The 9,910-nt window shown below is 60.9% G+C and carries 11 protein-coding genes; 4 read left to right on the forward strand and 7 right to left on the reverse strand.

Translation table 11 applies throughout. The annotated features are described in order from the left end of the window. Positions 1-374: ATP-binding cassette domain-containing protein (locus tag HGO40_RS29500; RefSeq protein ID WP_250965921.1), on the reverse strand; the 374-nt coding region annotated here is incomplete at its 3' end. Beyond that, positions 371-1,219: a choline ABC transporter permease subunit gene (choW, locus tag HGO40_RS29505; RefSeq protein ID WP_186706665.1), complete on the reverse strand. Its 849-nt coding sequence runs from the start codon at positions 1,217-1,219 to the stop codon at positions 371-373. The genes HGO40_RS29500 and choW, both read right to left, overlap by 4 nt. A 454-nt stretch (positions 1,220-1,673) precedes the next feature. Between choW and HGO40_RS29510 the strand changes: the two genes are divergently transcribed. Both HGO40_RS29510 and HGO40_RS29515 read left to right on the forward strand, forming a co-directional pair. Then, positions 1,674-2,378: a TetR/AcrR family transcriptional regulator gene (locus tag HGO40_RS29510; RefSeq protein WP_250965922.1), complete on the forward strand. Its 705-nt coding sequence runs from the start codon at positions 1,674-1,676 to the stop codon at positions 2,376-2,378. Further along, entirely contained in the window at positions 2,368-3,153 is a 786-nt protein-coding gene (locus tag HGO40_RS29515) for a pyrroline-5-carboxylate reductase family protein (protein ID WP_250965923.1), read from the forward strand. Before HGO40_RS29510 ends, HGO40_RS29515 begins: the two co-directional genes overlap by 11 nt. Before the next feature lie 98 nt (positions 3,154-3,251). On the opposite strand, the gene HGO40_RS29520 is transcribed toward HGO40_RS29515, so the two are convergent. Beyond that, positions 3,252-3,773, reverse strand: a complete 522-nt coding sequence (locus HGO40_RS29520; RefSeq protein WP_250965924.1) for a DUF4142 domain-containing protein — start codon at positions 3,771-3,773, stop codon at positions 3,252-3,254. Positions 3,774-3,807: 34 nt separating this feature from the next. On the opposite strand from HGO40_RS29520, the gene HGO40_RS30985 reads away from it, so the two are divergent. Then, positions 3,808-4,224 (forward strand): HP1242/YdcH family protein, encoded by a 417-nt coding sequence (locus HGO40_RS30985; protein ID WP_502943355.1) that lies wholly within the window; start codon positions 3,808-3,810, stop codon positions 4,222-4,224. Positions 4,225-4,475: 251 nt separating this feature from the next. Here the strand turns inward: HGO40_RS30985 and HGO40_RS29530 are convergent, their stop codons facing one another. The 4 genes from HGO40_RS29530 to HGO40_RS29545 form a co-directional block, all read right to left on the reverse strand. Next, a complete protein-coding gene (locus HGO40_RS29530) occupies positions 4,476-5,339 on the reverse strand; it encodes a LysR family transcriptional regulator (protein WP_250965925.1) in 864 nt (287 codons plus the stop codon). Between the two features lie 153 nt (positions 5,340-5,492). After that, complete coding sequence (locus HGO40_RS29535; protein WP_250965926.1) at positions 5,493-7,211, reverse strand: hydrogenase maturation protein; 1,719 nt, start codon at positions 7,209-7,211, stop codon at positions 5,493-5,495. A gap of 214 nt (positions 7,212-7,425) precedes the next feature. Then, positions 7,426-7,740 (reverse strand): SCP2 sterol-binding domain-containing protein, encoded by a 315-nt coding sequence (locus HGO40_RS29540; RefSeq protein ID WP_250965927.1) that lies wholly within the window; start codon positions 7,738-7,740, stop codon positions 7,426-7,428. 51 nt (positions 7,741-7,791) lie between these two features. After that, complete coding sequence (locus tag HGO40_RS29545) at positions 7,792-8,502, reverse strand: histidine phosphatase family protein (protein ID WP_250965928.1); 711 nt, start codon at positions 8,500-8,502, stop codon at positions 7,792-7,794. Positions 8,503-8,728: 226 nt separating this feature from the next. On the opposite strand from HGO40_RS29545, the gene sohB reads away from it, so the two are divergent. After that, the gene (sohB, locus tag HGO40_RS29550) at positions 8,729-9,760 is read left to right on the forward strand and encodes a protease SohB (protein WP_250965929.1); all 1,032 of its coding nucleotides are present in this window, start codon (positions 8,729-8,731) and stop codon (positions 9,758-9,760) included. The last annotated feature ends 150 nt before the right edge of the window (positions 9,761-9,910 follow it).

The following is a 9,910-nucleotide window of genomic DNA, read 5'->3' on the forward strand; positions in this document are numbered from 1 at the left end:
GTCAGCCAGGGCATCAGGGCGAACTTCTGGAACACCATGGCGATGCGTTGGGTGCGCATCATTTTCAGCTCGGCGGGGGTGCAAGCGGCGATGTCGATCTGCCGGCCTTCGTGTTCGACGAACAGTTTGCCGCGACTGACGGTGTTCAGCCCGTTGATGCAGCGCAGCAGGCTGGACTTGCCGGAGCCGGACAGGCCCATCAACACGCAGATCTCACCTTTGTTGATCTCCAGGTTGGCTTTCTCCACGCCGACGATCAAACCGGTTTTCTGAAGAATCTCCGGACGGGAAAAGCCTTGGTCCAGCAGATCCAGGGCAGGCTTCGGGCGGGCGGCGAAGATGACGTCGACGTCTTCAAAACGGATGATGCTCATACGTCACCTCTTTTCAGGGTTTCACGTTGCTTGCAGATGCGGTCGAGCGTGATCGCCAGCAGCACGATGGCAAGGCCCGCTTCGAAACCCATCGAGATATCGGCGGTGTTCAGCGCGTTGACCACCGGCTTGCCAAGCCCGTCGGCGCCCACGAGGGCGGCAATCACCACCATGGACAGTGACAGCATGATGCATTGGGTGATGCCGGCGGCGATGCTGGGCATGGCGTGGGGCAGTTCGATGCGCGCCAATAATTGGCGGCGCGAACAGCCGAAGGCCTTGCCGGCGTCCATCAGTTCTTCCGGGACATCACGGATGCCCAGGTAGGTCAGGCGAATGGGGGCGGCGATCGCGAATACCACGGTTGAGATCAGGCCCGGGACCACACCCAGACCGAATAGTGTCAGCGTAGGAATGAGGTAAACGAAGGTCGGTACGGTCTGCATCAGATCGAGTACCGGGCGCATCAGTGTGTAGAACATCGGTTTGTGCGCGGCAACAATGCCCAGCGGTACACCGATGACCACGCAAACGAGTGTGGCGAAGGTCACTTGGGCAAGGGTTTCCATGGTCTCTTGCCAGTAACCGAGGTTGAAGATCAGCAGGAAGGCGAAGGTGACGAAGAGGGTGAGGCTCACCTTGCGTTGGATGTAGTAGGCGAGCAGGGCGAAAACAGCGATCAACGCCAAGGGGTTGAACCACAGGAGTGCGGTGGTAAACGCGGTGATCACACCCGACAGCGACAGCGAGATGGCGTCGAAAATACCGGCGCCATGTTGAGTCAACCATTCGACATACCGAGCGATGTGTTCGCCCAGGGGAAGCTTCTCTTGTGTCATCCACATATCACTGATCCAGCTGATGGAAAGAAACCGCATGCCAGCAACCGCCCGGGCGCCGCTTCGCGTGCCAGGTTCGCAGGCAACGCAAAACGACTGTGCGAGGCGTCGCGTCAGCAGTTATCGAAGTTTGGGCAGGGAATGGGTAACAGAAGAAGCGTGTGACAACGCCAGTCGCCCCGGCTTTCTTTGGCCGGATGTCGAGGGTTTTCCAGAGGAGTGCACTGCAAGATTCATAATGGCGGCTCGTTGTTGTTTTGGTTTGGAGTCCGTTGCCTGTGGGAGATAGTTATCCAGGTGCCTTTGGCTGACAAACCATTTTAAGTCAGTGCCTCATGAGTTTTTATCATCAATGATTCGCCACTTCTGGGTCAAAAAAGTCGATTAAATGTACTTGGGTGTACATTCAGCGGTCATCCAAGTACATTCGCGCTACGCATGATTGAAGAAGGTAAGCAGGATGCCCCAGGTAGGAAAGGCACGTGGCAAGGCCCAGGACGCAGGCTGGCGGGGCTCGCCGGAGGGTTGGCTGGAAGCGGCCTATGAGGCCCTGAAGGAGTCGGGCATCGATGCGGTTCGGGTCATGCCGCTGGCCAAGCGCCTGGGCTTGTCACGCACCAGCTTCTACTGGTTTTTCGAGGATCGCGAGCAACTGCTGGCGGCATTGCTGTCGCGTTGGCGGGAGACCAATACAGGGGGGCTCATACGGCAAAGTGAAAGCTATGCCGAAAGCATTTCCGAGGCGATCCTGAATGTGTTCGAGTGCTGGCTCAATCCGCAATTGTTCGACTCGCAATTTGAATTCGCCGTGCGCAGTTGGGCGCTTCAGTCCGCTGAAGTGGCCCAGGAGGTGGCGGTCGTGGATGAGCAGCGCATGAATGCCCTGGCGAGCATGTTCAAGCGCTTCGGCTACGACACCCAAGGCGCTGATGCACGGGCCCGAACGATCTACCTGACGCAGATCGGCTACATCACCATGAACACCACAGAGTTGATCACCGTGCGCTTCCAGCGCATTCCGCAGTACGTGAGCATCTTCACCGGCAAAGTCCCCAAGCCACGTGAGCTGGATCGTTTCTACGGGAAGTTCGGCTATGCCGAAAAAGAGCCCGGGGTCTTCGTTCCGTTGACGGACACTTTCGAAGGCAATGCCGATGATCAATAAAACCTTGGGGATCATTGGCGGCACCGGGTGGTTGGGCGGCGCGATTGCCAGAGCGGTCCTGGCCAAGGGACTGGTGCCGGCGGGGAACCTGATCATTTCCAATCGCTCGGGCAACCATCCGTTGGCTGAACAAGGCGCTCGCCTGGTCACGGACAACCAAGGGTTGGTGGAGCGCAGCGACGTAGTGATCATCGCGGTGCGCCCCGAGCATTTCGCCAGCCTGGGCATCGATGCGACGGGCAAAACCGTGATTTCATTGATGGCCGGGATTACGGCCCAGATGATTGCCGCGCAGACGTCAGCTTCAGCGATCGTGCGGGCGATGCCCAACGCGGCGGTGGAAATCGGGCAGTCCTTTACGCCTTGGCATTGTTCGGCTGGGGTAGGAGCGGCAACGAAAAACCTGGTGCAGCGTGTGTTCGAATGCGTAGGCGCCGCGGCAGAAGTCCAGCAAGAAGACTTCATCGATTACCTCTCTGCGCTCTCGGGCACCGGCCCGGCCTTTGCGGCCTTGCTGATGACGGCCCTGGCCCGTCAAGCGATGCTGGCCGGCATACCCGACGACATCGCGCAGATGGCCGCAAAAAATGTCGTGGTCAACAGCAGTCAACTGTTGGCCAATCGCGACCCCCAGCAGATGATCGACGCCTTGGTGGCTTATCGGGGCGTCACGGCCGCAGCCTTGCAGGTGATGAGCCAGGGGGATTTCGAAGAGCAGGTGGGCAGGGCGTTGCAGGCCGGTGCCGCAGTGGCTCGCAAGGGGCTTCAGGCCTGATAAGCATTCGAGATACAAAAACGGCGCCTTCCTCTATCGGAAGAAGCGCCGTTTTTTCTTGAGCGAGCCCTATGGCGGCTCAAGGGACGGGCTTGCCGTTACTTGCTTGGGTGAGCAGCCTGAAGTTTCTTGGCTTCATCCAGGTGATGTTGCAGGTCCGGCAGCATCTTCTGGGCGAACGCCTTGAGTTCGGTGTTGCCAGCTTTCTTGTCGTCGGTAACGGTGTTGGCTTCTTTCTTGAACAGCTCGATGGTTTCTTCGTGGGCCTTGACCTGATTGTTGGCGTAGGCCGCATCAAAGGACTCATCGCGCACCTCAAGGATTTTCCCCTTGGCTTTTTTCATCAGCGTGGTGTCGTCGGGCACTTCGATGTCATGTTTTTTCGCCAGCGCCTTCAGCTCTTCGTTGGCCTTGGTGTGGTCGGTGATCATCTTGTTGGCGAAGGTCTTGATGTCCGCCGATTGGCTTTTTTCCAGGGCCAGTTTGCTGGTTTCGATTTCCGCAATGCCACCGACCGCCGCGTTGTCGACAAAGTCATTTGAAGTCGCGGCCCATGCCATGCCCATGCTGGTACTCAGGGCAACTGCCAGGCCGAGTTGACGCAGGGTAAATCTGTCCATAGGTAAGTCTCCACACAGGTTGAACGAGCGATTCTTGTCGTCTCTGATCAATGGAGGGTTGTGCCTGGGCAAAGGTTTGATCGCCAAGCGATCCGGTACGACGAACGGTCACCGCTGGTCGGATTGGCGGTCGACAGAACCCGACCGGCAAGGCCATGCTGGTGACAGGCAGTGCCATGAAAAGCACTTGCCGCCGAACCAACAAAGGAGGTGCTCCATGCCGGTGTCCCATGATCTTTGTCAGGATCTGAAGTGCACAGAAGAAGACATCCTGAAAAAACGCCGCGAGGATGAAAGTCTCGATGCGTTGATCAAGCAATATTCCAAACTTGATGCCAAGGTCGTGAAGGCCGAGAGCCCCCCGGCCGTAATGCCCGACGATGCACTGGAGACACTCAAGAAGGAACGGCTTCAGATCAAGGACCAGATCGCCGCGCGGATGCAGAGGTAGCCCAGACAGCAATGTGCCGAGGGCTTTCTTGTGGCGAGGAAGTCCCCGCCGCTGCGCTGTCGCACAGTGAACTAGTGCTCTGTGGCGAGGGGATTTATCCCCGTTGGGCTGCGCAGCGGCCCCCATACCGGCCCACTCGGTGCGTCAGGAAAATCGAGTTCACTGTCTTAGGGCTGCTGCGCAGCCCAGCGGGGCGGTGCGACGTTTCGCTAAATCCCCTCGCCACCCAAGGAGCCTTGCACGACCGACCGTCAGGTCAATGGATCCCAGCGCTGGGACCAGTCGCTACCGGTCCTGACGATCTCCCGCAGCACTTCGAACGCCTGCTGCAACGCCGCCGAGTCCCGGTCCCTGGAATACACCAGGTAGGTCGGGTAGTTGAACTCCGGCGCCTTGGGCACCCGCTCCAGGATGCCGCTGTCCAGGTAACTCTGCACGACCCGTGTGCGGAAGTATCCGCTGCCACCATTCTCGAGGATGTATTGCAGGGCAAGGGGACCGAGGTTGAAGGTCACCGCGGCCTTGGCCTTGTCCGGTAGCGCGGTGTCGTGTTGGCGCCGGAAATCCGCGCTCCAATCGATGTACACGTAGGGCTCGGGACGGGCGGCCAGGCGCACCAGGATGAGTTTTTCTTCCAGCAATTGTTCCACTTGCAGGCGCGGCCAGTATTCGGGTTGATAGACCACCGCCGCATCCAGCAGCCCCAGCTCCAATTGCTGCAGCAGCTTTTCGCCGTCGCGGATGTCCATGCGCAAGGCATGGCCGGGAATTTTCTCGCGCAGTGCTCCGGCCCAGGCCAGCATCAACGGGTTGCACAGGCTGACCTCGCCACCCAGGTGCAAGACGTTGCGATAGCCCTCGGGCAATGGCAGGTCCCGGCGGGCCGCTTCCCAGGTTTGCACGAGCTGGTTGGCGTAGACCACGAAGGCCTCGCCGTCGGTGGTCAAGCGCGCGCCGGCACGGTTGCGCACGAACAGCGCGCAGCCGAGCTGGCTTTCGAGCTTCTGGACCCGGGCGGTGATCGCCGTCTGGGTCACGTGCAGCTTCTCGGCCGCTGCGGCGAGACTGCCGTGGCGGACGATTTCCAGGAAGGTGCGGGCGAGGTCGATGTCCATGGTCAGGCCGATGCGGGGGAAGCGGGCATTGTAAGAGCTGCTGCGCCTCTCTGATACCGTCGGGGGGCCGCTTCGCGGCCCAGCGGGAGCAAGCTCCCTCGCCACGGGGGCATCGTTGTTCTTGAGTGAGCAGTATGGCCTCGATGCTGGCTGTTATTCGACGGCTTGGGGCTGTGCCGCCCGTGCCCAAGGCGCAACCAGGCGATCGGGTGTACGGCAGGCCTTGTGCTTGAAGACGAAACGACGGCACTTGTCGGCGAAGCCGTGGCGATCGTCCACCATGTCGCGGCGCATCTGTGTGAGTTCGTCATTGCGACAGGCCTGGATCGCCGCCAGGCTTCGTTCGGCCTTGCGCACCCGGATGCTTTCGTAGGCCGGATCGAGCAGTGCGCGGTTGGCCCGTTGCAGCAGCCACAGGCCGAACTCGTCGGGGCAACGCGGGCCGATCTCCTGGATCATGCCGCAGCGCAATGCTTCCAGGGCGCTGATGGGCAGGCAGTCCTGGGTGAGTTTCCAGGCCATGTCCGGACCCACCGCGCGGGGCAGGCTGTAGGTCCAGTATTCGGAGCCGTACAAGCCCATGGTCGCGTAGTGGGGATTGAGCACGATGTCGTGGCGCGCCAGCACGATATCGGCAGCCAGGGCCAGCATCACGCCACCGGCCCCGGCGTTCCCCGTCAGGCCGCTGACCACCAATTGCCGGGCGCTGAACAACTCCAGGCAGACGTCGTCGATGGCCTGGATGTTGGCCCAGGCTTCCAGGCCGGGTTCGGCGGCGGCCTGGATCACGTTCAGGTGCACGCCGTTGGAAAAGCTGCCGCGTCCACCCCGGATTAACAGCACCTGGGTGTCCCGGGATTTTGCCCAGCGCAGTGCCGCCACCAGGCGCTGGCATTGCTCCGTGCTCATCGCCCCGTTATAGAACTCGAACGTCAGCTCCCCGACATGGCCGCATTCGCGGTAGCGAATAGGTTGATAAGGCTCGTCGCTGAACGGCTGCCGGGCCAGGGAACGGTCGAGCACCGGGACGCCTTCGAGGCGGTTCGACAGGACATGGCGCGCCGGGCGTTTGAAAGTCTGTTCGCCGGGTTGCGGTTTGCGGCGCAGGGCGCCGATCCACAGGCTTGCGTCCCCTGTTGCCACCAGCACCGCATCGTCACGCACGGCCAACAGTTCGCCGGGCAGGCCATGGCGAACATCCAGATGGGCGTCGTACAGGTAGAATTGTTCGCCGGCCAGGCTGGCGAGCACACCGGGTTGACCGTCTGCGGCGTCGATGCAGCGCTGGATGAAAACGCTGCTGTCGTGCCAGCTGAAGCTGCGATCGTCCTGGGTCATGTTCGGTTGCAAGCGCCCGACCACGTCAGGGCGGCCATAGTCCAGCGGCACCGGGACGAAACCGTCGCGGTGTTTTTCCACCACCTCGCGGATGCAATGAATGGCCGCGTCGCTGACCGGGCCGTTATACAGCTCGGATTTGCGCAGGCCCTTGGGCAGGTCGAATTCGCAGGTGGCCCAGATGGGGCCTGCGTCCATTTCCTCCACCGCCTGCAAGGCGGTGACGCCCCAGCGATCAGGCTGCCGGGTGATCGCCCAGTCCAGGGCACTGGCACCGCGATCACCAACAATGCCCGGATGGATGATCACCACCGGGCGCCGTGGGTTGCACCACAATCGCTTGGGTACACGGTCCTTGAGAAACGGGCAGATCACCAGGTCGGCGCCGCTTTCTTCGATTTGCCGGCAGACCGAGGCCGCATCGGTGAACAGCACCACGCTGGGGCGATAGCCAGCCTCGCGCAGGTCCAGCCAGGCGCGTTGGGTCAGGCCGTTGAAGGCGCTGGACAGCAGAACGATCTTCAGTGGAGGCATGAATCTCTCTTCCTTGAGATGCGCAGGTGCAGGCCCCCGATGAGCCGTCCCTGGCCTTGATGGAAGCGTTACGTTAGCGGTTGCAGGTGAAGCGGGAACTGACAGGGATCAAGGTTGTGTGCGGTGGGAATCAGGGAGGGCAGAAACACGAATCCCGCCACGGGGGCGGGATTCGTTTGCAATCGAAAGGTTCGCGAAGAAGGCGAACTCAATCTCAGGCCGGGAACAGCTCGGACAGTTTCATGGCCAGCATCATGTCGCCTTCGGTGCGCAGCTTGCCGCCCATGAACGCTTGCATGCCGTCGGTGCTGCCGTCGACGATGCCTTGCAGGGTTTCGGCGTCCATCACCAGGGTCACCTGGGCGTCCGGGTTTTCACCTTCCTGCAGTTCGCAGGTGCTGTCCTTGACGACCAGCGAGAAATGCTTGGTTTCGTCGATGCGGAAACCGAATACCAGGTCCAGGCCGGCAGCGGCGGCTGGGTTGAACTTGGCTTTCATGGCTTGTACGGCGTCGGCTACGGAGGTCATGGTTTCGATCCTTATTTGGGTGGTACAGCAAGGGTCTACAGTAATCCGGACTCAGCGAAAGGTGATGAGGTCCGGGGCCTTCAACAGTTGCAGGTGGGCATGGCTGTTGAAGGAAGCCAGGGCCACCTCGCGCCCCCTGAATTTCAGGTGGTTGAGCGAGGTGTTGACGATTTGCCAGTTCAGCTCGAAGGCCTGTCGGGCCGGTATCCGGGTGATCAGGTGGAGCAGGGCGGTGATGGTGCCGCCGGAGGTGAACACGGCGATCTTGTGGGTGTTGTCGGCTTGCTCCAGGATGCGCTGCAGGCCCGCCTGGACCCGTTCGACGAAACCCAGCCTGCTTTCCAGGCCGGGCGGGTCATACCGGCCGCTGAGCCAGCGCTCGACGATCAGCACGAAGATGCGCTGGAACTCGGCGCGGTTCTGCGCAGCGTTGCGCAGGATATGCAGCGCCTCGGGCTCCTCGGGGAGCATGTCAGGCAGCAGGGCACGAATGACCGCGTCGGCATCGAACTCGTTGAACGCGGCGTCGATTTCCAACTCGGGGACCGGCATGCCGGCGGCAGACATCTGGCCCAGCGCGCCGACGGCGGTATCCTGCTGGCGACGCAGGTCACCCGAGAGGCAGCGATCGAATACGACACCAAGCTCGGCGAGGTGGCCGCCGAGCACTTGCGCCTGGCGTACGCCATTGGGCGAGAGGACATCGTAGTCGTCCGCACCAAAGGAGGCCTGGCCATGTCGAATCAGATAAATACTGCCCACGTCCGCGTCATCCCGGTACGTTGAAGGTTTGGCGAGGTTATGGGGATGGCGGTGAGCTGTCAATGAAAAAACATACGCTTGTTTGAAATGCCTGTTGCAGCCTTGCCCTGTCGCGCTCGCGTCAAAGTAACCATAGGTTTCTTGGCTGGTCGCGACGCAGGCGCATGGGTATGCTGGGACCGTTACGCGCCTGCGTTCAGTGGCGCATTGCATTTAAGGAGTTGCTGTGGAGTTTTTCATCGAGTACGCCGGTTTCCTGGCCAAGACCGTGACGCTGGTGATCGCCATCTTGGTGGTGCTGGCCAGTTTTGCTGCGCTGCGCAGCAAGGGGCGGCGCAAGTCGGCCGGCCAGTTGCAGGTGAGCAAACTCAACGATTTCTACAAGGGGCTGCGCGAGCGCCTGGAACAGACGCTGCTGGACAAGGATCAGCTCAAGGCGCTGCGCAAGGCCGAAGGCAAGGCTGAAAAGGCCGGGAAGAAAAACAAGGACAAGCCGGCGACCAAGCCCCGGGTGTTCGTGCTGGACTTCGACGGTGATATCAAGGCCTCGGCCACCGAGAGCCTGCGTCATGAAATCACCGCGCTGCTGACCCTGGCGACGCCGAAGGATGAAGTGGTACTGCGCCTGGAAAGTGGCGGTGGCATGGTCCACAGCTACGGCCTGGCTTCGTCGCAACTGGCGCGGATCCGTCAGGCCGGCGTGCCGCTGACCGTCTGCATCGACAAGGTCGCGGCCAGCGGCGGCTACATGATGGCGTGCATCGGCGAGAAGATCATCAGCGCGCCCTTCGCGATCCTGGGTTCCATCGGCGGCGTCGCGCAATTGCCCAACGTCAACCGTCTGCTGAAGAAACACGACATCGATTTCGAAGTGTTGACGGCCGGCGAATACAAACGCACGTTGACGGTGTTTGGCGAAAATACCGAGAAAGGCCGGGAGAAGTTCCAGGAAGACCTGGACATCACCCACGAGCTGTTCAAGAACTTCGTGTCCAACTATCGTCCGCAATTGGCCATCGATGAAGTGGCGACAGGTGAAGTCTGGTTGGGTGTCGCGGCGCTGGACAAGCGCTTGGTGGACGAGCTGAAAACCAGCGACGAGTACCTGGCCGAACGGGCCAAGGGTGCCGAGCTGTACCACCTGCACTACGCCGAACGCAAAAGCCTGCAGGAACGCATCGGCATGGCCGCCAGCGGTTCGGTGGATCGCGTGCTGCTCAGTTGGTGGAGTCGGTTGACTCAGCAGCGGTTCTGGTAATCCGGGGGTGCGCTGAGCATTCGACTCACCGCCATTCCCTTGTGGGAGCGGGGGTTGAGAAGGCAGGCGCAGGGGTGAAGATAATCTTTTTGATTATTCTGCCAGAAGAAGAGCACAACCGCCGACCCGATAGTTGGCTGGGAGGTGGGG

This window comes from Pseudomonas sp. CG7 (assembly GCF_023701885.1).
GTDB classification, from domain to species: domain Bacteria; phylum Pseudomonadota; class Gammaproteobacteria; order Pseudomonadales; family Pseudomonadaceae; genus Aquipseudomonas; species Aquipseudomonas zanjanensis.

What these genes read in the sequence shown, in the direction of transcription:
- choW (WP_186706665.1), bottom strand. Translation starts at nt 1,219, where the DNA reads ATGTGGATGACACAAGAGAAGCTTCCCCTGGGCGAACACATCGCTCGG.
- HGO40_RS29510 (WP_250965922.1), top strand. Translation starts at nt 1,674, where the DNA reads ATGCCCCAGGTAGGAAAGGCACGTGGCAAGGCCCAGGACGCAGGCTGG.
- HGO40_RS29515 (WP_250965923.1), top strand. Translation starts at nt 2,368, where the DNA reads ATGATCAATAAAACCTTGGGGATCATTGGCGGCACCGGGTGGTTGGGC.
- HGO40_RS29520 (WP_250965924.1), bottom strand. Translation starts at nt 3,773, where the DNA reads ATGGACAGATTTACCCTGCGTCAACTCGGCCTGGCAGTTGCCCTGAGT.
- HGO40_RS29530 (WP_250965925.1), bottom strand. Translation starts at nt 5,339, where the DNA reads ATGGACATCGACCTCGCCCGCACCTTCCTGGAAATCGTCCGCCACGGC.
- HGO40_RS29535 (WP_250965926.1), bottom strand. Translation starts at nt 7,211, where the DNA reads ATGCCTCCACTGAAGATCGTTCTGCTGTCCAGCGCCTTCAACGGCCTG.
- HGO40_RS29540 (WP_250965927.1), bottom strand. Translation starts at nt 7,740, where the DNA reads ATGACCTCCGTAGCCGACGCCGTACAAGCCATGAAAGCCAAGTTCAAC.